Annotated in this window: 20 protein-coding genes, 7 tRNA genes and 1 pseudogene; 9 read left to right on the top strand and 19 right to left on the bottom strand. The window is 59.4% G+C overall.

Annotation, left to right across the window (positions count from 1 at the left end; all coding sequences use genetic code 11):
* Positions 1-56: 56 nt before the first annotated feature.
* The 3 genes from CKV89_RS07890 to CKV89_RS07875 form a co-directional block, all read right to left on the bottom strand.
* Positions 57-1,358 carry a CAP domain-containing protein gene (locus CKV89_RS07890; RefSeq protein ID WP_095068512.1) on the bottom strand — a complete coding sequence of 434 codons (1,302 nt, stop codon included), beginning with the start codon at positions 1,356-1,358 and terminating at the stop codon, positions 57-59.
* Between the two features lie 134 nt (positions 1,359-1,492).
* Complete coding sequence (locus CKV89_RS07885) at positions 1,493-2,308, bottom strand: CAMP factor family pore-forming toxin (protein ID WP_051277709.1); 816 nt, start codon at positions 2,306-2,308, stop codon at positions 1,493-1,495.
* 777 nt (positions 2,309-3,085) lie between these two features.
* Positions 3,086-3,162: transfer RNA gene (locus tag CKV89_RS07875), tRNA-Val, on the bottom strand.
* Between the two features lie 295 nt (positions 3,163-3,457).
* On the opposite strand from CKV89_RS07875, the gene CKV89_RS07870 reads away from it, so the two are divergent.
* Positions 3,458-4,171, top strand: a complete 714-nt coding sequence (locus CKV89_RS07870) for a metal-dependent hydrolase (protein ID WP_157728095.1) — start codon at positions 3,458-3,460, stop codon at positions 4,169-4,171.
* A gap of 21 nt (positions 4,172-4,192) precedes the next feature.
* Here the strand turns inward: CKV89_RS07870 and CKV89_RS07865 are convergent, their stop codons facing one another.
* From CKV89_RS07865 to CKV89_RS07820, 10 genes are all read right to left on the bottom strand, one after another.
* The gene (locus tag CKV89_RS07865) at positions 4,193-4,618 is read right to left on the bottom strand and encodes a TIGR02611 family protein (protein WP_051277708.1); all 426 of its coding nucleotides are present in this window, start codon (positions 4,616-4,618) and stop codon (positions 4,193-4,195) included.
* A 77-nt stretch (positions 4,619-4,695) separates the two neighbouring features.
* Entirely contained in the window at positions 4,696-4,959 is a 264-nt protein-coding gene (locus CKV89_RS07860) for a hypothetical protein (RefSeq protein ID WP_147279194.1), read from the bottom strand.
* A 229-nt stretch (positions 4,960-5,188) separates the two neighbouring features.
* The gene (locus tag CKV89_RS07855; protein WP_028327788.1) at positions 5,189-7,468 is read right to left on the bottom strand and encodes a Rossmann-fold NAD(P)-binding domain-containing protein; all 2,280 of its coding nucleotides are present in this window, start codon (positions 7,466-7,468) and stop codon (positions 5,189-5,191) included.
* 269 nt (positions 7,469-7,737) lie between these two features.
* Positions 7,738-7,814 (bottom strand) — tRNA-Val (locus CKV89_RS07850).
* A gap of 25 nt (positions 7,815-7,839) precedes the next feature.
* Positions 7,840-7,910, bottom strand: a tRNA-Cys gene (locus tag CKV89_RS07845).
* Positions 7,911-7,947: 37 nt separating this feature from the next.
* Positions 7,948-8,020 (bottom strand) — tRNA-Gly (locus CKV89_RS07840).
* A 141-nt stretch (positions 8,021-8,161) separates the two neighbouring features.
* Positions 8,162-8,238 (bottom strand) — tRNA-Val (locus CKV89_RS07835).
* Between the two features lie 25 nt (positions 8,239-8,263).
* Positions 8,264-8,334: transfer RNA gene (locus CKV89_RS07830), tRNA-Cys, on the bottom strand.
* Between the two features lie 37 nt (positions 8,335-8,371).
* A tRNA-Gly gene (locus CKV89_RS07825) sits at positions 8,372-8,444 on the bottom strand.
* 137 nt (positions 8,445-8,581) lie between these two features.
* Positions 8,582-9,181 (bottom strand): recombinase family protein, encoded by a 600-nt coding sequence (locus CKV89_RS07820; protein WP_161626197.1) that lies wholly within the window; start codon positions 9,179-9,181, stop codon positions 8,582-8,584.
* Between the two features lie 45 nt (positions 9,182-9,226).
* Here CKV89_RS07820 and CKV89_RS12040 point away from each other — a divergent pair, with 45 nt between their 5' ends.
* Together CKV89_RS12040 and glgX are read left to right on the top strand one after the other, a co-directional pair.
* A complete protein-coding gene (locus CKV89_RS12040; protein ID WP_028327787.1) occupies positions 9,227-9,427 on the top strand; it encodes a hypothetical protein in 201 nt (66 codons plus the stop codon).
* Positions 9,428-9,540: 113 nt separating this feature from the next.
* On the top strand, positions 9,541-11,970 hold the full coding sequence (glgX, locus tag CKV89_RS07815) for a glycogen debranching protein GlgX (protein WP_084441342.1): 2,430 nt from the start codon (positions 9,541-9,543) through the stop codon (positions 11,968-11,970).
* 40 nt (positions 11,971-12,010) lie between these two features.
* On the opposite strand, the gene CKV89_RS07810 is transcribed toward glgX, so the two are convergent.
* The gene (locus CKV89_RS07810; protein ID WP_231935356.1) at positions 12,011-13,216 is read right to left on the bottom strand and encodes an alpha/beta hydrolase; all 1,206 of its coding nucleotides are present in this window, start codon (positions 13,214-13,216) and stop codon (positions 12,011-12,013) included.
* Positions 13,217-13,363: 147 nt separating this feature from the next.
* Positions 13,364-14,185, bottom strand: coding sequence for a hypothetical protein (locus CKV89_RS07805; RefSeq protein ID WP_028327785.1), 822 nt, complete (start codon positions 14,183-14,185; stop codon positions 13,364-13,366).
* 281 nt (positions 14,186-14,466) lie between these two features.
* On the opposite strand from CKV89_RS07805, the gene msrB reads away from it, so the two are divergent.
* On the top strand, positions 14,467-14,898 hold the full coding sequence (msrB, locus tag CKV89_RS07800; RefSeq protein ID WP_084441340.1) for a peptide-methionine (R)-S-oxide reductase MsrB: 432 nt from the start codon (positions 14,467-14,469) through the stop codon (positions 14,896-14,898).
* A gap of 78 nt (positions 14,899-14,976) precedes the next feature.
* Here msrB and hemQ read toward each other — a convergent pair whose 3' ends face one another.
* Together hemQ and hemE are read right to left on the bottom strand one after the other, a co-directional pair.
* Positions 14,977-15,690: a hydrogen peroxide-dependent heme synthase gene (gene hemQ / locus CKV89_RS07795; protein ID WP_028327784.1), complete on the bottom strand. Its 714-nt coding sequence runs from the start codon at positions 15,688-15,690 to the stop codon at positions 14,977-14,979.
* Between the two features lie 90 nt (positions 15,691-15,780).
* Positions 15,781-16,854, bottom strand: coding sequence for a uroporphyrinogen decarboxylase (gene hemE, locus CKV89_RS07790; RefSeq protein WP_051277717.1), 1,074 nt, complete (start codon positions 16,852-16,854; stop codon positions 15,781-15,783).
* 126 nt (positions 16,855-16,980) lie between these two features.
* On the opposite strand from hemE, the pseudogene CKV89_RS12610 reads away from it, so the two are divergent.
* From CKV89_RS12610 to CKV89_RS07770, 3 genes and pseudogenes are all read left to right on the top strand, one after another.
* Positions 16,981-17,513, top strand: a pseudogene (locus CKV89_RS12610) (DUF3000 family protein).
* Between the two features lie 58 nt (positions 17,514-17,571).
* A complete protein-coding gene (locus CKV89_RS07775; protein WP_084441338.1) occupies positions 17,572-18,954 on the top strand; it encodes an HRDC domain-containing protein in 1,383 nt (460 codons plus the stop codon).
* Between the two features lie 198 nt (positions 18,955-19,152).
* Positions 19,153-20,679, top strand: coding sequence for a UDP-N-acetylglucosamine 1-carboxyvinyltransferase (locus CKV89_RS07770; RefSeq protein ID WP_028327782.1), 1,527 nt, complete (start codon positions 19,153-19,155; stop codon positions 20,677-20,679).
* Between the two features lie 79 nt (positions 20,680-20,758).
* On the opposite strand, the gene dxs is transcribed toward CKV89_RS07770, so the two are convergent.
* Positions 20,759-22,666: a 1-deoxy-D-xylulose-5-phosphate synthase gene (gene dxs, locus CKV89_RS07765; RefSeq protein ID WP_051277705.1), complete on the bottom strand. Its 1,908-nt coding sequence runs from the start codon at positions 22,664-22,666 to the stop codon at positions 20,759-20,761.
* A gap of 114 nt (positions 22,667-22,780) precedes the next feature.
* A complete protein-coding gene (locus CKV89_RS07760; RefSeq protein WP_231935355.1) occupies positions 22,781-23,341 on the bottom strand; it encodes an isochorismatase family protein in 561 nt (186 codons plus the stop codon).
* 202 nt (positions 23,342-23,543) lie between these two features.
* Between CKV89_RS07760 and map the strand changes: the two genes are divergently transcribed.
* Together map and ppgK are read left to right on the top strand one after the other, a co-directional pair.
* Positions 23,544-24,407 carry a type I methionyl aminopeptidase gene (gene map / locus CKV89_RS07755; protein ID WP_028327780.1) on the top strand — a complete coding sequence of 288 codons (864 nt, stop codon included), beginning with the start codon at positions 23,544-23,546 and terminating at the stop codon, positions 24,405-24,407.
* A 136-nt stretch (positions 24,408-24,543) separates the two neighbouring features.
* Positions 24,544-25,338: a polyphosphate--glucose phosphotransferase gene (ppgK, locus tag CKV89_RS07750; RefSeq protein ID WP_028327779.1), complete on the top strand. Its 795-nt coding sequence runs from the start codon at positions 24,544-24,546 to the stop codon at positions 25,336-25,338.
* The last annotated feature ends 33 nt before the right edge of the window (positions 25,339-25,371 follow it).

The raw sequence follows: 25,371 nt of genomic DNA, 5'->3' as shown, positions 1-25,371 counted from the left end.
TGTGCTCAGGTCATCAGTGAGCAGGTAGTGCTCTACTGGTGATCAGAGGTGTTGGGTCACTTGGCACCCATGCGAGCGGTGACCATGTAGCCCCAGGTGGGGTGCTTGTAGACGCCCACGCCGCCGATGGTGTGGCCCTTGAAGACCATGGGCAGGTAGTGCGGCTGGGAGTTGATCCACTGGTTGACAGCCGTCTTCGCCGGGTCCGGGCCAGCGGCCAGGATTTCCCCGTAGTTGTTGTAGTAGAAGCTGGACTTGTCGTGAACCATGGTGTTCAGGTCAGCCTGGTGCTTGGACCATGCACGGGAGTCGTTGGCTAGGCGCTGGTCCCACTTCAGTGGTGCAACGCCAGCCTGCTGGCGGGTCTGGTTGATCTTGTCGAAGATCGCGCGCTCGATCTGGTCGAGCTGAGCGTCCTTGGATCCTTCACCGGGCTTGCCAGGCTGCGAGGGGTCACCAGGCTTGCCGGGCTGACCGGGCTGACCGGGCTTGCCGGGGTGCGAGGGGTCACCAGGCTTGCCGGGCTGACCGGGCTGACCGGGCTTGCCAGGCTGCGAGGGGTCACCAGGCTTGCCGGGCTGACCGGGCTGACCGGGCTTGCCGGGGTGCGAGGGGTCACCAGGCTGTCCAGGCTGACCGGGGCGAGAAGGCTTGTCGCCACCGATGTTGCCTACGCCAGTGCCGTCGCCAGGCTTCTTACCGTGGTCGCCACCCGGGGTCTTGTCACCACCCGGGGTGCCAGGCATACCCGGGGTCTTGTCACCACCGGGGGTGCCAGGCATACCCGGGGTCTTGTCACCACCGGGGGTGCCAGGCATACCCGGGGTCTTGTCACCACCCGGGGTGCCAGGCATACCCGGGGTCTTGTCACCACCGGGGGTGCCAGGCATACCCGGGGTCTTGTCACCGGGGTGCGTGGGGTTGGGGTTGGTGGGGTCGTCGCCGTAGCCCTTGTCGCCAGGCTGGTTCGGGTTGCGGTCCTGGAAGTCGATCCACGGGCAGTTGCGGTAGAAGCCATCTTTGATGGCGCCGCCGGTGAACTTGTTCACGAAGGAACGAACGCGGTCGGCTCCGCTTGTGCGGTCGTTGATGACGTCGTCGAAAAGCTCTTTGAACTCTTCACTCGAGAGAGCGAAGGGGATGGGGTTGACCAGGTTGGCCTTTTCGGGGGTCTTGGCCTTCTTGTCCTTGTCACCGGCTTTCTTGTCACCGGAGGTAGCTGCCGGCTTGTGGCTCGACTGGTCGTGCTTCCCGTCTACTGCGAAAGCAGTCCCGCCGACCACCAGTGAGGAGGCCAGGCCGCATGCGGCGGTAGCCGCAATCATCCGGGAGGCGCGCTTGCTGAGCTTTTTCTGCATACTTTCTCCTGTATTTATGCCTTGTCGAAGGGCATTGGGGCCGTGGAGGTGCGCCCCTGTGTATCCCTGCTTTTTTTGGGGGGGGTGTCCCGCCCCTTTTACAAGGGGCGGGACGCGTGTTCACCGGGGGTGAATCACTTCTTGAGCGTGCCCAACGCCTTCTTGTAGGCGGCGTCGAGCGCGGCAATTTCTTTGTCGACGTCGGCAACGGTGACGTTGATCTTGGCCCAGACGCCGACAGCGTGTGTGATGTTCTTGTTGAGCTCTTTGTAGACACCGCGCTCGGCCTTGCCGAGGATCTTGGTGTCGCGGCCCCAGCGGATCTCCCAGATCTTGCGGTTCAGGCCGGCCTTGACGTAGATGGTGGCGCGGTCGGTCGGCTTGAGGTCGGGGTAGTTCTTGACCTTCTCGAGGTCCTGGATGAGCTCGTCGCGGGAGGCGTTCAGCTGCTCCATCGTGGAGGTGGGGTTGCAGACGCGGATGATGGCTTTGGTGACCGCGAAGCCGAGCTCTGCGTGAGCTTTGGAGATCTTGTTCCGCAGGTTCTTGTGGGAGTAGTGGATGGTGACGGCGATCTGGCGAACGACCTCGACGCGAGCCTTGATGGTGGCGGGGTCGAATGCCGGGGGCTGCCCAGAGGCGATGGCAACGATGGTGCCACGCAGCTCGAAGGCGGTCTTCAGGAGCTGCTTGATCTCCTTGAGGTAGTTCGTGTCAGGAGCGATTTCCTTGGCGGTCTGCAGCTCGTTGATGGAGTTGTTGATCTTGTTCAGGTCATTCTTGGCCTCGGCGCGGTAGGCGGCGATGGCCTCTGCGGAGACGTGAGACTGAGCTGAGAAGCTGGTCTGCGTGGTGAGAGGAGCAGCGTGGCTCGGCACGGAGTAGACGAAAGGGGAGATTGACAGGGCGCAGGCGGCCAGGCCCGCAACTGCCTTGCGTGAGCTGAACATAAGTTTTCCTCAGGGTGGTAAGAACCCGGCTGAGCCGGGCTGGGGAGTTTTGTTCTTTTGACGCTCCGCTTCAGGGCGGTGTCGAGTTTCGACGTGCTCGAGTGGGTGCGTGGTCGTTCGAGGGGGCTCGCTGTTCATCCGTCCACGTGCCGTCATCGGTGCGACATCGGGTGTTGTTTCACGGCGTGGCGCCTTGAAACAGGTCGGCTCGCGGCCAACGAGGAGAACGCTACCCATGCAGATGGGACCCACCTGGCCACAAGGTGACCCACAGCATCTGCAGGTCACACATATGTGTATATGGGGATTTGCCTTTATTTGCAGCATATGTGGGCACCCACAGAGGGTATGCGGGGGTGTGTGGGCGGCTGGTTTTGCGTGGAGTCAGCCTGTGTGTTCCGCGGGCAGGTGGCTGGTTGGTGTCTGCCGGGAATTTCGTGGTTTTTCCTGGTGAGGAGGGGAAGGAGAGTGGGTGGTGCACTGCATAGCGGGCGATGTGGCTGTCAAGTTTGCGTGCCACTGAGAGGCTTTTCTGTTTTTTACCTGTGAGTCAGATGAATGATGCGTCACGCCTGAATAAAATTCTCAGCGGAGATACAGGTCATTGATGTGGTGTGGTGGGCGTGTGGGTGCGGGCTGAGGGGCGTGAGAGCTGAAGTGAAGCCAAACAGGTAATTCGGAATTGCCTCCAGGAGCTGTTGCCTTTAGCGAGGCCCGACAAAGCAACGAGGCCCGAACTGAAATCTTTTGGTTGATTTCAGTTCGGGCCTCGTTTGGTGGTGGACGTGAAGGGACTCGAACCCCTGACTTTTCGCGTGTGAAGCGAACGCTCTAACCAGCTGAGCTACACGTCCGTGAGCTGTATGCCCAAGTGCTTCGCAACTGTATCCAATGGTTCCCCGATCGCCCAAATCGGGGATGAAATTGGTGGGTTTTCTGGTGCGAGCAGGCTTATTTTCCTGTGGTTTTCGCGTCAGTGCGATGATCGCGGCACGACTTTGTGGGATACGCAATTCGCGGTGTAGCGCTGCGCGTGGTGTGCCTTCTGGTCACAGAAGACTTTGCCTCATCGTGTGGCCACGGATTGGTCGTCAATGGACAAGGACGTTGTTTAGAGGGGGTACATCAGTGCAGGGCACAACACATGCAGTGAGTGGTTTCGCTGGCGGGCTATGGGTAGCGACGTGGTCACGGATGGCAGTTGATCCGTGGAACGAGCTGGTTTCTGGGACGTCGCTGCCAGGTCTTCATGTTTTGTCCGATCGTGATGCGTTGCTGTTCGCAGCTGTTGCGGCAGGGTGGGCGATCGCTTCGGACTTAGACACCCCTCGATCGAAAGCAACGCGAGTGTGGGGGCGGCTGTCGGCAACTTTGACCTGGCCGCTGCGCAAGGTTGTTAAGCACCGTAAACAGACTCACTATCTGGTGTTGTCGTCGTTGGCGATGGCTGGTTTGGTTCTGCTGGCAGGTATGTATCCCCTGGCTGCGGCTTTGGTTGTTGCCTGGGTTACCGGATTGGCGTTGACCGGATTGGATGATGTGCTTCCTGGTGATACTTCGCACCCAGGCACAAACCTGACCTTGTCTGCAATCGCTGGGGCGCTTGCGTATCACTTCAGCTGGTATCCGTGGTGGATGCCTTTGGCGGCAGCGGTGGGAGTGGCAGTGCACATCATCGGAGATTCACTGACGACAGCGAAGGCGCCTCGTATTGGTGGCGGCCGGTGGGGGCTTGGGCTTTTTTCCAACGGCACCCGCGGGGAATCGATTGTGTTTGTTCTTTTGTGCGGGGCGATTGGTTACTGGTTTGTTTATTCGATTGGGGCGGCGGCCTCTCCGCTACGGCAGCTGTTTGTTTCGTGATGTGGTAAGCGCTCTAGTGAGTTAGAGAAAAAGATAGGTGTGCATGAAATCGCCGATCGGTTGCGGGAGCTGGTCGGCGATCCCGGTGCTCCAGGCTGAGATCCATAGCGCGGCCCATACGATCAGGCACGTTCCTAGTGCCACTGACCCGCGTATGGCTAGCGATTGGGCGCTAATCCATATAGTCCAGGCGCGAACCTTGGCCCATCCCCATTGGTGGAGGCGATGCGCCCAGGTGAATTCAGATGCCCATAGCGCCACACCGATAAAGACGACGAGCCACCCAGGGCCGGGCAAGGGGACCATAATCAGCCCCGCTGTCACGATCAGGAGTCCCGCAACTGCGACGCCGAGTCGGTACAGCCGATACGCGTTTGCGTTGGCTTGTAGCCGCTGATGCCATCGCCACTGCCCCGGATGGAAAAGTTTGGCTCCCCCGTCGTCCATGTCTCCCCCTATACCGCAGCTACGTGTGGCCTATCCCCCGAGGAGTTCAACGTGTGTGCTGCGGCTGCGGTTCCTGTTTAGACCGCGGCGAAGAGTTCGTCTGCGTAGGCCCCGAGCCGTTCGGTGAGGGCTTCTTCTTCGAGAACTACGGAGATGGAGGAGATCGCCATCCCTGCCTCTCCGCAGTAGCTGCAGGATTGATAGTTGTTTTCGCCTTCATGCAGCACGCGAAGAAGTTCAGTGAGGCTTCTGGCTGAGATTTCACGAGTGTTAGAGGTCCCGAGTTCGCATCGGTGCGCCAACGTCACCGCGTATCGGCGCGACGCAATGTCCAGGTTCATTATTGCCTTTCCGTGGCATCAGGTCGACGGTGGGCTGGTGCGGTTGCACGTCGTGTGCTGTCAACGTTGGCAGGACACGCAGCAAGGGGGCCCTTGTCGAACCGGATCGATTCCATTCAGTTGTTGTGATCGGCGCTGGTGAGTAGGACTTGAGACATGGTCGGCGCCAATTTGTCACCAACTTGATATCTCGCTGGCATAGCTGATGACTCCCCCTTGTTTCTTACTTTTATTGGATGTGAATTTCTTCAGCGGAGCATGCAGGTGCGCTGCATGCAGGACCGCTGTTGTAGGCCACCCCTCGTGCCTCGAGAATGACATCTCCCCCGGTAGTGCTAGCTTTCCACGCTGTTTGTGTGCCACCTTCGGTTGTTGCCGGTTCGAGGAAGAGCTTTCCGCGAGTGACGGAGGGTGCGTGGATGATGAGCCTATCGATCGTGAATGCGGTTGCGGGGCTGTTGGGATAACTGCGTGCCGCTAAGTTCTCGATGAGGTTATAGCCGATGCGCGGTGCTGGAACGAATCCTGGGGAGAACTGGTCGGTGAGCCGGTCGGGGCGCACGGTGTATCGCGTGTTTCCGGAGTTTTCATCGCGTTCACCGACGCGGTCGAAGGCCAGCCCGGTCCACACCATAGTGACGGGCGCTTCGTGGGGACCGATGGGGTGCGGGTATGCGATGTTCTCTGTGGATTCGATGGAGTGTGTGTGTGGCCGTGATGGGTAGCTTCCGGCGAAGGTGATGACGGCGTGGGCGACTTGTCTGCCCATGCAGCTGGCAGTGACTTCGATATGACGAGCGTGCATGGCGTTGTTTGGGGCGTGAGTGAGGTTGGCTGCGACACGAACGAGGTGCATCGTTGCCTCAGCTAGGCCGCGCAGGTTGACCGTCAGGTGACGTATTTCGATCACACGTTGCCGGATGTCGTTGGTTAGCCAAGCTGCTGTGGCCACCATCTGGTCGACGAGAACACTAATCGGTACACAAGGGTTGCCCTCGAGGCGCACGTCGAGGTTGGCGTTGTCTCCTGCTGGGGCTAGGTCTACGCGGATGGCGATGCTTTTGTCACTGATGTAGTGCTCTGGGCGTCCGATTCGTGCCAGGGCGGTGCGGGTTTCGCGGGTTCCGGGAACGTCGCTGTGGGCGAGGTATCCACGGGCAAGCATTGGCCCTGCGGTGACTTCGATACGGTCACCGAGGTCGACGGCGCCTTCGGAGGTGGCCAGAATTTCGTTGGCCCAGGCGTGTGCGTAGACAGCGGTTTCGGATTTGTCGGTGATGCCTGCGGTCAGGGTTTGCACGGCGGTACGTGGGGGGATTTCTTGCGTGGCCCATCTTGCTACATATGAGAGAAGTTCAGCGATGGCGCCAGCGTGAATGTTGTGTGTCCCAGCCAGGGCTGGGCGAGTTGTGCTGGTGAGCACGGAGATCACGGCTGGATCAGCGTTGTTTTTCACTGCATCTAGCAGGTGAAGAAACCCTTTGATGCGTCGTTCTAGTAGCTTGTTCGCGCTGTCGAGGGGGTCGTTGCTTTCTTCGACAGTGAGGTCAGCTCCTTCGGCGTGGATGACGGCGCTTAGGTGGGGCCCTAGCTCAGCAATGAGGGCGTTGACTTCATTTTGTTGGGTGATGTCGCAGGTTCGGGGTTCGATCCCGGAGCGCAGAAGATAGGAGCGTTGGCTACGTGGCGCGCTGGGTGCAACTGCGGCTACAACACGTGTTCCGGTGTCAATGAGGCGGCGCGCAAGGGCACAAACGACGGGGATGTGGCTGCCGGTAACGAGGGCGGTGTCGTGATCGGTGAGGGTGAGTATGGGGGCTGGGGTGGGTTCAACTACGGAGACGGGGCGGTAACGCACTCCATCGAGTAGCCCTATTTCGAAGCTTCCCCAGCGGTAAAGCTCACGAATCAGGCCGTAGGCAAGGGTTTGCGTGTCGATGTAGGTGGGAAAGTCCACGACGCGAGTGTTGACGCATTCGTAGTGCAGCGGGAGTGCTTTGGCTAGTCCTGCCCACAAACCTGCGTGCGGGTTTTCTGGGGCTGCGGGGGTGGCTAGTTCTCCCCCGGTTCGGGTCAGGGCTATGTAGAAGTGACGGTTGGCGTCTCCGGAGCGCGCCCATTCCGGGCCCACGATTTCCAGGGCCATGATTGTTTGACGGTATTGGGCGATCCACGAGTCGCGGATTTTGGGGAGGGTCAGGATGCCCAGGCCGAGGTCGATGATGCCGTCGACGGTGGTGCCGTGGGGTGCTAGTGCATCGCGGAGCGCGGCAGCAGCTTCATCACGGTCGCTGTGAATTTCGGTAGGGATGTTTCCTTGGATCCGCACAGTTTTGGCGCCTTCAGCGTGCAGGGCTGAGATGATTGCGCTGGCGGTGGCATCACCGATGCCGAGGATGGCGATAGTGCGGCCATCAAGGTTGGGAGAAGGAGCTCCGAAGCGGACGACTTCTTTGAGATGTCTGATGGTGCGTTTGGCTGTCGTGCTGTTTCTGCGTGAGTTTCTCACTCGGGCTATCTCCGACCCGTCTTCCGTGACTAGTGGTGTCGTGATGATGGTGCGTGGCGGGTATGCGTCGAAAGGACATTACCTGAGTGTTTGACTACCAGGGTAGGGCGGCTCTGTTTGCAATGAGCGTGGGTGGTGGTATGTACCTGGTTCGTAGGTGTAGAACGTGCTTTTTCGATGTACTCGCCTGAGTGAAAAAATTTTTCGGTGACAAAGTCACACATAAAAAAATTTTGGGCCCTGGATCTAGATCCAGGGCCCAAAATTTTTGGTGGGCGATACAGGACTTGAACCTGTGACCTCTTCCGTGTCAGGGAAGCGCGCTAGCCAACTGCGCCAATCGCCCGGGGTCTTGATGGTGTAGCTATGCGAGGTGGAGACGGGATTTGAACCCGTGTAGACGGCTTTGCAGGCCGTTGCCTCGCCTCTCGGCCACTCCACCAAAAAGGGGAGAAACAGGAGATGATTGTCCCCTCCAGAGCGGATGACGGGACTCGAACCCGCGACCCTCACCTTGGCAAGGTGATGCTCTACCAACTGAGCCACATCCGCATGATGCTCCACGTACCCTAGCACACTCGCCGAGTTCATTGCTCCTGGTTACCTGGCTATCAAACTACTTACCAGCAGGAAGAACTCATGCTTGCGACTAATTGACGCGGCATGAAAGAGCCTCAAACGACGCTCAATACATGGTGGGCGATACAGGACTTGAACCTGTGACCTCTTCCGTGTCAGGGAAGCGCGCTAGCCAACTGCGCCAATCGCCCGGGGTCTTGATGGTGTAGCTATGCGAGGTGGAGACGGGATTTGAACCCGTGTAGACGGCTTTGCAGGCCGTTGCCTCGCCTCTCGGCCACTCCACCAAAAAGGGGAGAAACAGGAGATGATTGTCCCCTCCAGAGCGGATGACGGGACTCGAACCCGCGACCCTCACCTTGGCAAGGTGATGCTCTACCAACTGAGCCACATCCGCATGACATGCAGTAGTTTCCGCAATGAATTCGACCGAATCTCCGCGTCAACTCCGGGAACTTGTCCCGCTCGCTGCGTGCTCAGAAACGTTAACCCGAACTCTCGGACAGAACCAAATCCGCCCGAACAAGTCACAGATCACAGGGGCAACTCCCCCTCCGTAGTCAACTCATACCGCTCCTCCAAAGTTGGCAACTCATGCCGAAGGATCCGCCCCACCACGCTGCGACTCACACCCGTGCTCCGCGCAATAGTCCGATGTGAGGCACCATCAGCACTCATTCGCCACACATGCTGATACTGCTCACGCGTCACTCGCGAGGGACGCCCAGGCTTGCGTCCCTCCTTACGAGCACGCGCCATCCCCACCTCCGTGCGCTCCTTAATAAGCGCCGAATCCACCCCAGCCAGCGCCGTAATCACATTCAGAGCCACCCGCCCCTCAGGCGTGCCAGTATCCAAACCCTCCTCCAACGAGCGCAACATAATCCGCTCATCAGCGATCGTGGCGATAGTCCGCAACAAATGCGATGTACTGCGCGCCAGTCGATCCAAAGCAGTCACCACAATCGTGTCCCCCGGATGCGCCACCCGAATCAACGAATCCAAACGAGGACGACGCTGGCGCGCACTCGAAGCCACCTCCACAACAATCCGCTGCGACTTCACCCCCGCCCGCCGCAACAATACCTGCTGCTCACGCACCCCCGGTTGATCCGCTGGAGCAGCATCAGGCACCGTCTCGGCCACCCTCACATACCCCCACGTCAACGGACGACGAACATGCCCACCAAGACCGAACAAATGCTCGGAATCCTCAACCAGGCCTTCCGTCGCAACAGAGAACAAATCGTCGGACGTCCCATTCTTCACCCCGTCATCCTGCCTGCATCACCACCCCGGTATCGAGTCCACGACCCCACCACACCCCAGAACCGACGCCACGCCGACCAACTCACCCAACCCCACCGCCACCCTGACTAAGCTCTTGCCACACAGCGAAACTCGCTCACAACGCGGCCCGAAGCCGCCACGTCACAACGTGCACACCTCAACCGCCACCAGCACCGCCCCACTACGTGCACAAGGAAGGCAACATGCAGCTCTGGCCCGGAAACGCCTACCCCCTCGGCGCCACCTACGACGGATCCGGCGTCAACTTCGCCCTCTTCTCCGAAGTAGCCGAACGCGTAGAACTCTGCCTCATCGATGACGAAGGCAACGAAAAACGCCTCGAAATCACCGAAGTCGACGGCTACGTCTGGCACGCCTACATACCCGGACTCCAACCCGGACAACGCTACGGCTACCGCGTCCATGGCCCCTATGACCCCGCCTCAGGCCACCGCTGCAACCCCAACAAACTCCTCCTCGACCCCTACGCCAAAGCCATCGAAGGGCTCAGCAGCGGAGACGAAGCCCTCTTCTCCTACACATTCGACAACCCCACCAGCTACAACGACACCGACTCCCTCGGCCACACAATGCTCTCCGTGGTCATCAACCCATTCTTCGACTGGGGACACGACCGACCACCCAGGCACGAGTACCACGACAGCGTCATCTACGAAACACACGTCAAAGGCCTGACCCAAACACACCCCGATATCCCCCCAGAACTACGCGGCTCCTACGCAGCTCTGGCCCACCCCGCCACCATCGACCACCTCAAACGCCTCGGCGTCACCGCAGTCGAGCTCCTCCCCGTCCATCAATTCGTCCAAGACTTCCACCTCATCGACAAAGGACTACGTAACTACTGGGGCTACAACACCATCGGATTCCTCGCACCCCACAACGAATACTCAGCGTCCGGGGAACGCGGACAACAAGTCACCGAATTTAAATCCATGGTCAAAGCCCTCCACGAAGCTGACATCGAAGTCATCCTCGACGTCGTCTACAACCACACCGCCGAAGGCAACGACAAAGGCCCCACCCTGTCCTTCAGAGGAATCGACAACCAGGCCTACTACCGCCTCGTCGAAGGCGACGAAGCCCACTACTACGACACCACAGGCACCGGAAACAGCCTGCTCATGCGCAACCCCCACGTCCTACAACTCATCATGGACTCACTGCGCTACTGGGTCACCGAAATGCACGTCGACGGATTCCGATTCGACCTAGCCGCAACCCTGGCCCGCCAATTCCACGAAGTCGACAAACTCTCCGCATTCTTCGACATCATCCAACAAGACCCAGTCATCAGCCAGGTCAAACTCATCGCCGAACCGTGGGATCTGGGCGACGGCGGATACCAAGTCGGAAACTTCCCACCCCTATGGACCGAATGGAACGGCAAATACCGCGACACCGTCCGCGACTACTGGCGCGGAGAAGCAGCAGCCCTGTCCGAATTCGCCTCCCGCCTATCCGGATCATCCGACCTCTACGCCCAATCCGGACGCCGCCCCATCGCCTCCATCAACTTCATCGTCGCCCACGACGGATTCACCCTGCGTGACCTCGTCAGCTACAACGAAAAACACAACCTCCTCAACGGTGAAAACGGCAACGACGGCGAAAGCCACAACAGCTCCTGGAACTGCGGCATCGAAGGCCCCACCGACGACCCCGTCATCACCGCCCTACGCCTACGACAAACCCGCAACTTCCTCACCACCCTCATGGTCAGCCAAGGCGTCCCCATGCTCGCCCACGGCGACGAACTCGGACGCACCCAAAACGGCAACAACAACGTCTACTGCCAAGACAACGAAACATCCTGGATCAACTGGGAACTCAACGAAGACCAAACCACACTTCTGGACTTCGCCACCCGAATCATCAAACTACGAAGCGAACACCCCGTCTTCCGACGCCGCCGCTTCTTCGCCGGAAACGCCAACCACGGAGGAACCTCCCCCCTGCGCGACATTCTGTGGCTACGCGTCGACGGCACCGAAATGGCCGACGAGGACTGGAGCACCGGCTACGCCCGCACCCTGACCGTCTTCCTCAACGGCAACGCCATCGCAGCACCAGACGAACGCGGCCGCCCCGTCTACGACGACGACTTCATCCTCATGTTCAACGCCCACAGCGCCGCAGTCGAATTCACCGTCCCCACCGAACTAAGCAACGTCCACTGGGTCGAAGAAATCAACACCTACTACGAAACCGGCTCCCCCCATGAACCCACCAGCCACCTACCCGGAGCCACCATCACCGTGCACAGCCGCTCAGTGATCATCCTGCGCAGCGAAGAGCCCCCCTCCCCCACTGACGAAACCACCGAAACAGAAGAACCCGCTCCCACCACCGAAAACGACTACGCCGCCTCGTCGGCTGCCGCCGCAGCCGCCTACGCAGCGCTCGATGACGCCACCAAAACACCGCCACCAAGCGAGGAACCCCCCCAAACCACTAACGAAACCACCGAAACAGAAGAACCCGCTCCCACCACCGAAAACGACCCAACACTAGAAAACACCCTCGAGGAACTCTGCCCTTGGGACGAAGAAGAAATCCCAGCCTGGGCAGCAAAAACCACTAGTCGCCACAGTCACGACGACGAAGACTAAAAACAGTTGAGGGGCCCGTTTAGGCCCCTCAACTAGCCACCTACACCCCGTTCTCCAGATAGTCCGCTACAACAGCCTCCCAGCGTTGCGGATCGGTGTTCCACTCCTTCACATGCCGCGCGACCTCCCACTCCTCATAGCGAACCAAATCAGTTCGCAACTGAGCCAACTCACGTGAAGGCCCTACAGGCACCACCTCGTCATCCACCGAGTGGATCAACAACATCGGATGCGCCAACTCCCCCGACCTGTGCTGCCAACTCGTCCGCGCCACATCCAACGGCTCATGCACGCCCACAAGCCGTCGAGACCACCGTGCACCAATCATTGACTGCGCCAAAGTGCCCAGCTGCGGAGGAATATGCCGGCGCCGACCCTGCTCAGCGATCACGTCTACCCAATCGACCACAGGGCTATCCAAAACCACCCGTGTCACCAGCGAAGACAGGGGCGATAGGTCCAGCATTTGCAGCACTACTGCTCCGCCCATCGACCACCCGAAAAGCGCAACTTCTGAAGCGCCGCCCCGGCCAGCGAAATCCACGCTCGCTTCTACGTCACGCCACTCTGACAGGCCCAGGTTGTACAGGCCGTCTGCGCTTGAGGGAGCCCCAGGAGCATTCCGATATGAAGGCACCAATACATCCCAACCAAGGCGATGCAACACCGGAATTGATCGCAACGTTTCGTGTCGAGTCGCTCCGCGACCATGCACAAGAACGGCGCAGCGTCGCGAGCGCCCTACTTCTTCTGCTCGCACTAACCATGCCGGTAGGGGGCCGACTTCTGAGGGGATAAAGACATCCTCGTAGGGCAGTCCGAAGGCGCGTTCGGGGCCGACTGCCCAGTAGTAGCTATCCCAGCGGCCGCCGCCAGGTTCGGGTTCGCCGAAATCGATGCCTTCGAGGCGTCGGATGATTGTTCCCGCTTTGTCGTCGCGGTCGACGATATGGCCGATGCGGATGTGTGAGCCGCCTCGGTTTAGCCATACGCCGTATCTGCCCGGGACGATGGTGTCTGCGGATGCGACGAGCGTGACTGTTTCGTTTTTGCGGTCGATTGCGCAGACGCGGACGTTGTCTGGTTTGTCATACACCGGGGTGAGCAGCATGCGGGCTAGGTATGCTCCGGCGCCGACCCATCCTGCTGAGGCTGCTAAAGCGCTCAGGCCTGCGGCGCCTCCTGCTAAGGCCAGTGGGCGCATCAGTCCCCATGACTTTGCTTGTTCACCTGTCGCTTTTTTCACTCCGCCATCGTGTCAGGGCCCCTTGGGTGATTCCACCCCCGAACCGTTTTCACCGGCGAATGTTGGGTGAACGAGTGGTTTCTGATGAGGGAGTGGAAACAGATCCTTGGGGCCCTGTGGAGGGTTTATTGGGGGTGTTGTGGGGATTTACTCGCCTTGGAGGACGACTACGCGCCAGGTGTCGATGAAGGAGCTGTTTTCGCCGATGCGTAGGACACCGTCGGCGAGGATTTTGCGTGCTGCTTGGGCATCGCCGGAGTAGTGGTCCATTTGGACTGTGACTTTCTGTCCGGGAGCAAGGTGTTCTTTGATCTTTTCGAGGTAGGCGGGCAGTTCTTTGGGGGATTTGGGTTGTTCGGGGGCGAGGGGCTGTGGGTAGGCGTGGGCGAGGCTGTTTCCGCACAGGGGGCCGGTGGCGTATTGGGCGAAGTCTTCTGCGGAGCAGTCAGTGGGGCGGTAGGGAGCGATCCACGTTACCCAGTGGTCGAGTTTTTCTGCGCCGGTGAGGACAACTACGTGCCATTCTTTTGCGATGCGGGCGTCTTCGCCTGCGGTGAGTCGTTTGTCTGCGATGACGGCTGCGACTTCGTCTTGGGATCCGATGTATCGGTCGAATTGCACTGTTATTTGCTGTCCGGGGGCCAGGCTGAGTTGCAGGGTTTTGAGGTAGGCGCGTAGTTCTCCTGCGGTGCGGGGTTGCTGTTCAGCGAGTTGCTGTGGGTAGGTGAAGGCCATGCCGCGGCCGCATTGTGGGGTTTGGGTGAGGTCGGCGAAGTGTTTTGAGGAGCAGTCGCGAGGGCTGGTTGCGCTGGTCCAGGTGACGAATGTGTCTGTTGCGGCGGAAATTTCGACGTTTGTGGGGAGTTCTTCGGCTGCGAAGGTTGCTGTGGTGGGAGTCAGCAGGAAAGCAGCGGTAGATAGGGCGGCGGCAGCGAGGGCTTTACTGACGATGGTGGCGGTTTTGGGCATGGCAGGTCTCCTTGGCCGGGGTGGGCGTCCCCCACAAAAGGGTGGGGTCACCAGTAGGTAAAACCTGCTTGGGGTCAGGTGTGGCATGTGTATGTGTGCATTGCGGTGGCCGTTGCTGTCGGTAGGGCGTTGGTGCAGGTCACTGCTTGGTCGGGTTGCGTCTAGGGGGGCGTCTAGGGGGGCGTCTGGGACGGCAGTGTCGGACAAGGGTTTTCAGTGATTTGGTGTGAGGGCGCGTTGGGTGCGGGAACGTTGTGGGGGGTTTGTGTGTTGGTGTGTGTATGGCGGCGTCTGAGTCTTCTTATCCTGTGACCCGCACCGACGCTCAATGGCGGGAGGTGCTTTCTGCGGCTGAGTATCAGGTGTTGCGGCAGGCTGGTACAGAAAGACCGTTTGTTGGTGAGTACACGGACACCACTGTTGAGGGTGTTTATCGGTGTCGTGGTTGTGGTTTTGAGCTGTTTCGTAGTTCAACCAAGTTCGCGAGTCATTGCGGTTGGCCGTCGTTTTATGCGCCGTTGGCTGAGGACCGTGTGGAGTATGTCGAGGATTATTCGCTGGGGATGCGACGGGTTGAGGTGCGTTGTGCTCAGTGTGGCTCGCACATGGGGCATGTTTTTGAGGGCGAAGGATATGGAACCCCAACGGATTTGCGTTATTGCATTAATTCCATCAGTTTGACGTTGGAGCCGGCACAGAAGTCGGGGGACTGATCTGGTGTTCGTCGGTAACTGATGTGTTGGGGGGCGAAGTCAACAAGACTTCGCCCCCCAACATGGTTCCCTCGGTGGTTAGGGAAGTTCATTGATGAGTGTGGCGATGTCTTTGCGGGGGCCGGTGAAGAAGGGGATTTCTTCACGGACGTGCATGCGGGCGCGGCTGGCGCGTAGTTCACGCATGAGGTCGACGATGCGGTGGAGTTCGTCGGCTTCGAAGGCGAGGATCCATTCGTAGTCGTTGAGGGCGAATGAGGCGATGGTGTTGGCGCGCACGTCAGGGTAGTCGCGTGCCATTTGGCCGTGTTCGCGGAGCATGTCGCGTCGTTCTTCGTCGTCGAGGACGTACCAGTCGTAGGAGCGGACGAAGGGGTAGACGCAAACGTAGTCGCGTGCGTGGTCGTCGTAGAGGAATGCGGGGATGTGGCTCTTGTTGAATTCGGCGGGGCGGTGCAGTGCTGCGGCGGACCAAACTGGTTCTAGGTGGGAGCCCAAGCGGGTGCGGCGGATGGCTTTGTAGGCGGCTTGGGCGGTTTCGATGGTGGGTGCGTGCCACCAGAACATGATGTCGGCGTCTGCGCGCATTCCGGAGATGTCGTAGGTGCCTCGTACGACCAGGCCTGCGGTTTCGGCCAGGCCAGTCAGGACGGTTTCGACTTCTTGGGCCATTTCCGCGCGGACGTCGTCCTCGCGGGGCAGGGGTGAAGCTACGGCGAAGACAGACCACATGGCGTAGCGGATGGTGTCGTTGAGTTCGCGGATGCGGGCGGCGCGTTGGTTACCACTCATAGCTGTGAACCTATCGAACGGGTGCGTGGTGGGGGTAGTGCCGCCCGGTGTGGCGGCCGGGGCATGGTGGGCCCCGGCCGTTCGTTGAGGTTAGGAGCTGGGGGTGTCGGTGCAGCTCTTGATGAGGGCGACGATGCGGGTGAGGACATCGGGGTCGGTGTCGGCGGGGACGCCGTGTCCGAGGTTGAAGATGTGTCCGGGGGTGCTACGTCCTTCGGTGATGATGCGGCGTACTTCGTTTTCGATGACTGGCCATGGAGCGCTGAGTAGGGCGGGGTCAAGGTTGCCTTGTACGGCGTACCGGTTACCCAGGCGGGTGCTGGCTTCGGCCAGGTTGGTGCGGAAATCTACTCCGACGACGTCTGCTCCTGCGTTGGCCATGGAGCCGAGTAGTTCTGCGGTGCCGACTCCAAAGTGGATGGCGGGGACGCCGAGTTCGTGTACGTGCTCCAGGACAGCTGCTGAGTGCGGTTGGACGAAGCGTTCATAGTCGGCGCGGCACAGCGCTCCGGCCCAGGAGTCGAAGAGTTGGACCATTTGTGCGCCTGCGGTGATTTGGACTTCGAGGAAAGCTGCTGAGATTTGGGCTAGGCGGGCGGCAAGTTGGTGCCAGAGGTCTGGGTCGCCGTGCATGAGCGCTTTGGTGCGTGCGTGAGTTTTGCTGGGGCCTCCTTCGATCAGATAGGAGGCGAGGGTGAAGGGGGCGCCAGCGAATCCAATGAGGGGGGTTGTGCCTAGTTGGCTGATGGTGAGTCGGACTGCTTCGTCGATGTCGGGGATGTGTTCGCGGGTGAGTGGTTCGAGGCGGTCTAGGTCACTCCATTTGGCGAAGGGCTCGGTGACGACGGGACCGGTGCCTGGGACGATGTCGATGTCGACGCCTACGGCGGATACAGGCACGACGATGTCACTGAAGAAGATGGCTGCGTCGACGCCGTGGCGGCGGACGGGTTGCATGGTGATTTCGGCGACCATTTCGGGGTTGCGGCAGGCACGCAGCATGGACCCTTCGCCGCGTACACGGCGGTATTCAGGTAGGGATCGGCCGGCTTGGCGCATGAACCACACGGGTGGTCGTGGGCCGGGGTGCCGGAGTGCGGCGCGGACCAGCAGGGGTGCGCGCTCGATTACCGAGTCCAGATAGTCGGGGTGGTAGGACTCCAGGGCGGACGCGGGTCTCGGCGAAATTGTCACAGTCTGATCCTGACATGAACGGGTGGGACGCAACCGATCGGCGTGTCATAAGGAGGGGGCCGACATAAGATCGACCCACATCGTTATGTTCATAGGGTGAATTACGGCACCGTCGGCCCTCCTGTTGTGTTTGTTCAGGCAGTTGGAGAGTTGGAGAGCGTCCGGTTCCGTCGGCATGTGGAGATTGAGCCGCTGCCTGCGCCGAAGCGGATTGCTCCGTATGCGGTTGCGTATGCGGTGCATGTGTGGCCTGCTCGGGGTAGGGATGCTACGGCGACGGGGCGTTTTGTTTTGCTGCATGACCCTGTTGGTCATGAGGAGTGTGGCGGGTGGTGATTTTCGCGCAGGCAGATGTGGAGCCGGAGGTAGCTGAGGATCAGCTGCTTGCTGAGGCGACGTGGTCGTGGTTGACGGATTCGTTAACTGCTGAGGGGGTGGATTATCAGCGTTTGGGCGGGACGGTGACGCGTACATCCTCGCGTGGTTTTGGTGCGTTGGAAGGTGAGCGTGCATCCAACGCGGTGGAAGTGCGGGCGAGTTGGTCGCCGGTGAATCGGCATGTGGCGGGGCAGTTCCGTGCTTTCGGTGATTTGTTGGCGTATATGGGGGTTACCGCCGGCGCGAAATGACATCACAGTGCTCCGCTGAAGGTTCGTGACCCACCGTGGCGCGTAAGCTCATAGATTGATGGCAGCACAGCACGTTAACGACCCCTCGGATGGAAAGCCCTTCAGCGCTCCAGGAGAGCAAGGGCAGGCCAGTGCGCCTCCAGCCGGGTCTACTTCTTTGGTGTTTCTTCAGGCTTCGCCGGCTCCCGCACGGTCGAAGAAATCAGATGTTGTTTCCGAGGAAGCCTCTGAGGAAGTTTCTGCGCCGCTTTTGCGGGCGCCTGCTGGTGGTATTCCGGAAGTTATTACTGATGGGCGTGCTTTGGCTCGCGCGGCGGAAGAGATCGCGGCTGGTAGTGGCCCGCTTGCGGTTGATGCTGAGCGTGCTTCGGGGTATCGGTATGGGCAGCGCGCGTACTTGATTCAGCTCAAACGCCAGGGGGCGGGGATCGTTCTCATTGATCCGGTGGCGTGTGCTGATTTGTCGCCTATTCAAGAAGCTACGCGTGATGTTGAGTGGATTCTGCATGCTGCGACGCAGGATCTTCCCTGCTTGACCGAGATTGGTTTGTCCCCCAGTCGTTTGTTTGACACTGAGTTGGGGTGTCGCTTGCTGGGGCTTCCGCGGGTGGGGTTGGGTACGGTTATTGAGCACTATTTGGGTGTGCGGTTGGCTAAAGAGCACTCTGCGGTGGATTGGTCTACGCGGCCGCTGCCGCGGGACTGGTTGATGTATGCCGCTCTTGATGTCGAGTTGTTGGCTGATTTGCGGGAAGCAGTTGTCAAGGACCTACGCGCAGCGGGCAAGTTTGAGTGGGCTGAGCAGGAGTTCGAGGCGTTAACTCATTTCACTGGGCCGCCTTCGCGTACTGATCCGTGGCGTCGGACACATGGTTTTCAGAAGATCCGTAATCGTCGTGGAGCGGGTTTTCTGCGTGCTTTGTGGCATGCCCGTGATCGCATCGCTGCCGAAAAGGACTTAGCGCCGGGGCGGATTTTACCTGATCAGGTGCTTGTTGATCTTGCTGTTGCCGCAACTCAGCGCCAGGATCTAGGGCGTGCTGGGGCCCATAAAGGGATCCGTCGGTACCTGTCTGCGTGGCGTGCTGCTGTGGACGAGGTGTCGGCGTTGGCAGATTCAGAATTGCCGGTTTTGAATGTGCGCAGTGATGCCCCGCCGCCGATGAAAGCGTGGAAGGATCGCCGCCCGGCCGCGTTTGAGCGTTTGGCTTTCGCTAAGGATGGGATTGCCCGTTTTGCTGAGGCAAACAATGTCCCACCTGAGAATGTCATTTCTCCGTCTTTGCTCAGGCGTGTGATTTGGGACATGGAAGACGCCGTTGAAAATGATGCACAGGTCACAGATCGACTAGTGCAGGCGGGGGCTCGTCCGTGGCAGATTCAGGCAGTTGTCCCGTTAATAGCACAGGCGCCAACGACTCCGGTCGTCTCTGAGGAGTGAAAGCGCTACCACTGCGTTATGGCTCGTCGCGAACACATGAAATAGTGAGACGGGTGTTCAAAAGCTCTCAGGGTACCTGTGCCTTGTTCGGAGCTTGCTTGGCTGTGACCTTCTTGTGATCACATTGTCTACTTATCGGAACACACCTCGCGCACAGCGCACTTGACTGAATATCTCATATATGAGTTAGTAGGTGTCATGTCGGAGAATTACCTCGCTCGCATCGGTGACCTCGTGCGAGAAGCCCGCAAGGAACGCGGACTCACACAATCTGATCTCGCTGAACTGCTCAATACGAGCCAAAGCGCAGTCGCCCGCATCGAGCAAGGAAAACAAAACCTCAGCCTCGAGATGCTTTCCAGGCTTGGGCAAAACCTGAACTCCGAGTTCGTCTCTTTGGGGACCACCGGACCGCAGCACCTCAAAATCGATGGCGGACACAAACTGTCCGGCAGCATCGATATCAACACCAGCAAAAACGCAGCCGTGGCGCTGCTGTGTGCCTCCTTGATCAACAAAGGCACCACCACCTTGCGCCGCATGGCTCGCATTGAAGAGGTCAACCGCCTCATCGAGGCCCTAACCTCCATTGGCGTTAAATGCACCTGGTTCGAAGACTCCAATGACCTGCAAATCACTCCCCCAGCCACCTTTGACCTGAGCAGGCTGGACGCTGAGGCGGCACGTCGCACCCGCTCCATCATCATGTTCTTCGGGCCATTGATGAACCAGCTCGACTCCTTCGACCTGCCTTACGCAGGTGGCTGCAACCTGGGAGCCCGCACGATCGAGCCCCACATGACGGCACTACGTGCCTTCGGTCTCGAAGTGGAAGCAACCACAGGCCTTTACCGCGCCACAGTCACTCCGGCCACCCCCACCGGTTCAATCGTGCTCACTGAACGCGGTGACACCGTGACCGAAAACGCCCTCATGGCGGCAGCCATGCGGGAAACAACCACCATCATCCGCAACGCCAGCCCGAACTACATGGTGCAAGACCTGTGCTTCTACCTGGAGAAGCTTGGGGTGCAGATCGAAGGCATCGGTACAACCACACTGAAAGTGACTGGTAAGAGCCACATCGACGTCGATGTCGAATACTTCCCCTCCGAAGACCCCATCGAAGCGATGAGCTTGCTGGCCGCCGCGGTGGTCACCGACTCCGAAATCACCATCAAGCGTGTTCCGATCGAGTTCATGGAAATCGAACTTGCGGTGCTCTCGGAGATGGGGCTCAAATATGAGCTTACTGAAGAGTACGCCTCGGCAAACGGGCGCACCCGCTTGGTCGATCTGACCACTAAACCCGGAGAGCTCAAAGCACCGATCGACAAGATTCACCCGATGCCATTCCCCGGGTTGAACATCGACAACCTGCCGTTCTTCGCTCTCATCGGTGCAGTTGCCGAAGGGCGCACCATGATCCACGACTGGGTCTACGAGAACCGCGCCATCTACCTGACTGAGCTCACTCGCCTCAACGCCTCGGTAGAGCTCCTGGACCCGCACCGCGTCGCCGTCCAAGGGCCCACCCGCTGGCGCCCAGCAGAAGTTGTGTGCCCCCCAGCACTGCGACCGGCAGTCGTTGTCCTCATCGCCATGCTGGCTGCCCCGGGCACCTCCTACCTACGTAACGTGTACGTCATCAACCGCGGCTACCAGGACCTCGCCGACCGGTTGAACTCCCTGGGTGCCAACATCGAAATTTTCCGCGATATCTAAACGCAGAAAAAACAAGGTAATAGCTCAGAGGGCTTTACCCCCTTGCCGGGGGTAAAGCCCTCTGAGCTATTACCTACGATTAAGCGCTGCGATCAGGGCACACAACGGCGCAGCGTTTGTGCAACCGCTCCACCACAGCCTCCACCGTCAACCCAGCGTCAGTGAGAACCTCACCGCGGCTGGCATGCTCCAAGAACTCCTTCGGAAGACCAAAACGAGTCACCGGGATTTCCAGATCCGCATCATGCAGTGCAGAAGCCACAGCGGCTCCGATTCCGGTAGCGGCCAGGCCATCCTCAATCACTGCCACACGCGTGGAACGCGAGCACAACGCCACCACGTCTTGACTGACCGGAAGCACCCACCTCGGGTCCACCACGATGACCGACAGACCCTCTTGCGCCATGCGGCGGCCAGCTTCGATAGCTACCGGAGCCATCGCCCCTACAGAAACAATGACAAGATCCACCGGAGTGTCCTGGGCGGTGAGCTGCTCGCTCGAAGCAAACAACACATCCATATCTCCCAAGCGCCCCACGGCAGGCACTTCAGCAGGCTCACTGCCCTTGGGGAAACGAATCGCGCTCGGGCCATCACTGATAGCCACTGACTCCCGGAACTCAGCACGAAGAGTTGCCCCATCGCGCGGTGCCGCCACCCGAATTCCCGGAACAATCGACAGTGCAGACAAATCCCACATGCCGTTATGCGAAGCACCATCACTGCCGGTAGCGCCCGCGCGATCCAAAACGATCGTCATACCGGCTTTATGCAACGCCGCATCCATCAACACTTGATCGAAAGCACGATTCAAGAAAGTCGAATAGATCGCGACCACCGGGTGCATCCCACCAAAAGCAAGACCCGAAGCATTCGCTATCGCATGCTGCTCGGCAATACCCACATCGAATACCCGATCCGGGTACGCCGCAGCGAACTCACGCAACCCCACGGGGATAAGCATGGCCGCCGTAATCGCTACGACATCCTTACGATCCTGCCCCACCTTGACGAGCTCTTCAGCGAAATTGTCCGTCCAGCTACGCCCCGAAATTTCCAGCGGTAACCCTGTCTCTGGGTTAATCACACCCACCGCATGGAAAGCGTCATCGGTATCAGCCAGCGCTGGTTCGTAGCCGTGCCCTTTTTCGGTGATGGCATGCACAAGAACAGGGCCACCGAAATCGCGAGCATGCCGCAAAGCACGACTAATAGCCTCGACATCGTGACCATCGATAGGTCCGACATATTTAAGGCCAAGGTCTTCGAACATGACCTGGGGAGCAACGATGTCTTTAAGGCCCTTTTTAACCCCGTGCAGAGTCTCGTAGACGGTGCGACCAACCGGGTGGGTGTTCAGGGTGCGCCGGCCCCAACTGAGCATTTCTTCATAGCCAGGTTCGGTGCGCAACATCGCCAAATGCTGGGCAAGACCACCGGTGGTAGGGGCATAGGAACGTTCGTTGTCATTAACGACAATGACCAAGGGCAAAGAGTCATCCGCGGCGATTTCGTTGAGGGCTTCCCATGCCATCCCACCGGTGAGGGCACCATCACCAATGACAGCCACGGTGTGGCGGCCAGTTTCCTTCGCGAGCTTGCGGGCACGCGCGATACCACTCGCCCAGCTCAGTGAACCAGAAGCGTGAGAGTTCTCCACAATGTCGTGAACAGATTCAGCACGGGAGGGATAACCCGACAGCCCACCGCGCTTACGCAGATTCGTGAAATCTTGACGGCCGGTAAGCAGCTTATGCACGTAGCTGATGTGTCCGGTATCAAAAACGATGGAGTCTTTCGGGGACTCGAACACACGGTGGATCGCTAGGGTCAGCTCCACGACTCCCAAGTTAGGGCCAAGATGCCCCCCGGTGCGTGAGACCGAGTCGACGAGGAAAGACCTAATCTCCCCCGCCAGCGTGTCAAGTTCGTGCGTCGTCATGGAGCGGACCACTTCCGGGCCGCTGACCTGCTCCAGCAGTGACACTGTTCCTCCCTCTGTGCGGTGTTGCCCCGCAACCGTCCGACCATACCTTTGACGTAGGTGGGGAACCACCTACGTGGTGAGAACCCATGAGTGCTGGAGTGGTAGAGACAAAGATCAGCCAGCGACGACGTCGCTGCTCGCACTAGAAGTTGCCACCGTAATTCCGGCGCGGCGCCACTTGTTAAACACCGCAGTAAGAGCCTGCGGATTGACCGGAGCAGTCAAATCAACCAAAACCGTCGTAGCGAACCCTCTACTCATGGAATCCAATGCCGTAGCCGAGACACAGTAATCCGTAGCGATACCTGCAATATGCACCGTCTCAATGCCGTGTGAATGCAGATACGACGCCAAAGTGACCCCGGCAACCGTGGTTCCCTCAAAACCCGAATACGCGGCCGCGAACGCACCCTTAGTGAACTGTGCATCAAAGTCACGGAACTCCAGTGCCGGATGGAAATCTGCCCCAGGAGTGCCCTGCACACAGTGAGCTGGCCACGAATCAACAAAATCCGGAGTCGCCGAAAAATGCGTTCCCGGATCCTCATGTGCATCACGGGTAGCGACCACAAGATCATATTCATGGCCAGAGCCGATGTATCGCGTGATCGCTGCGGCGACCCCAGCGCCACCAGTAACAGCCAGTGAGCCGCCCTCGCAAAAATCCCTCTGCACATCGACAACAACAAGGGCACACCCGGCCCTATCGGAGACCACAGTTCCCGGGAACGTTGTTCTCTCACCAAATGGTCGTGACCTCATGGCTACCTTCCAGTCTCGTGCCTGTTGGCACCGATCCCCGGGCACCCGACGCGTATCTAATCACCTCGTGCCACCGAAATAAGATCCCCACACCAACCGGCCTAGACTCTGCCCCATGTCAGTGACGTACGGATCGGTCAAGCCCGGCCGCATTGGGCCTACGCGCGCAGTGCCACACAGCATCGAACGCCCCGAATATGTGGGCAGGGAAGAACCTAGGCCGTTCACCGGCTCTGAAGTTCGTCCACCAGAAATGATCGAAGCAATCAGACATGCCTCGACCATCGCAGCCCGCGCGCTCGCCGCTGCTGGTGAGGCAGTAGCCCCAGGCGTTACCACCGACGAACTGGACGCCATCGCGCACCAATACATGATTGATCACGGCGCCTACCCCTCCACTCTCGGATACCGAGGATTCCCGAAATCTTGCTGCACTTCCGTCAACGAAGTCATTTGCCACGGCATCCCTGACGACCGCCCCCTGGTGGATGGGGACATCGTCAACATCGATGTCACTGCCTATATCGGCGGTGTGCACGGCGACACCAATGCAACCTTCCTCGTTGGTGACGTCGATCAAGAAACTAAAGCTCTCGTCGAGCACACACGTGAAGCGCTCAACCGTGCCATCAAAGCAGCCAAACCCGGACGTGCAGTTAATGTCATCGGTCGCGTCATCGAAACTTACGCCAAACGGCACGGTCTTGGCGTAGTCCAAGATTTCACTGGCCACGGCGTTGGGCCTGCCTTCCACACCGGACTGGTTATCCCGCACTACGACTCGGCGCCCATGTATGACGACGTCATCGAGCCAGGAATGACGTTCACCATCGAGCCCATGCTGACCCTAGGATCCCCTGAAGGGCAGACCTGGGACGATGACTGGACCACCACCACCTGCGAATTGCGCAACACTGCGCAATTTGAGCACACCTTGCTCATCACCGACACCGGAGCCGAAATCCTGACCCTTCCCTGAACCACTCATCCGTACTTCTGCTGGGAATACCTTCACCCCCAGCAGAAGTACGGATGAGTCTGTTCCATCTAACCCAACCCGCCCATCCCACGCTCGTCCTGACGACCAGCGTGCAGCACCAGTACGCTGTTCACTCATGACCCACGCCCCCAACGCGCTCCCCCTCGGCATCGACATCGGTGGCAGCGGCATCAAAGGCGCACCCGTCGACCTCACCGCTGGATCCTTCACCGAAGAACGCCTCCGCATCGACACTCCCGCCGGAGCCAAACCAGAAGACGTCATCGACGTCGTCGCCCACATCGCCAACCAATTCGAGCCACACACAGGCCAAAGCCCCATCGGCGTTACCATCCCCGGAGTAGTCACCCACGGCGTTGTCCGCTCCGCTGCCAACATCGACAACACCTGGATCAACTACGACATCTCCACCGCACTACATGAACAACTGGGGCGCCCAGTCACCGTTCTCAACGACGCTGACGCCGCAGGTGTAGCCGAGCTCGCCTACGGTGCAGCAAAAAACATCGCCGGAACAGTGCTGGTTGCAACCCTAGGGACCGGTATCGGCTCAGCTGTTCTCGTTGATGGACGCCTAGTCCCCAACACCGAATTCGGACACCTCGAAATCGACGGGCACGACGCCGAAACACGCGCCGCAAGCTCAATCCGCAAACGTGAAAACCTCACCTGGGAAGAATGGGCAGCACGACTACAGCGCTACTTCACCCACCTGGAAAACCTCATCTGGCCTGACCTCATCGTCATCGGCGGAGGAGTCTCCAAGCGCGCCGAAAAATTTTTGCCACTGCTCGACCTGCGCACTCCCACAGTTCCTGCGGCCCTGTTCAACGACGCAGGCATCATCGGCGCAGCCCACGAAGCAGTAGACGCCACCCATCCCAACCACAACCCGCAATACGCTGGCTGATCACTCCTCGCAGCGCCATCTTGGCAACCTCAC

This window comes from Dermatophilus congolensis (genome assembly GCF_900187045.1).
GTDB lineage: Bacteria > Actinomycetota > Actinomycetes > Actinomycetales > Dermatophilaceae > Dermatophilus > Dermatophilus congolensis.
The sequence above is the reverse complement of the archived record's forward strand: the minus strand, read 5'-3'. Positions and strand labels throughout refer to the sequence as shown.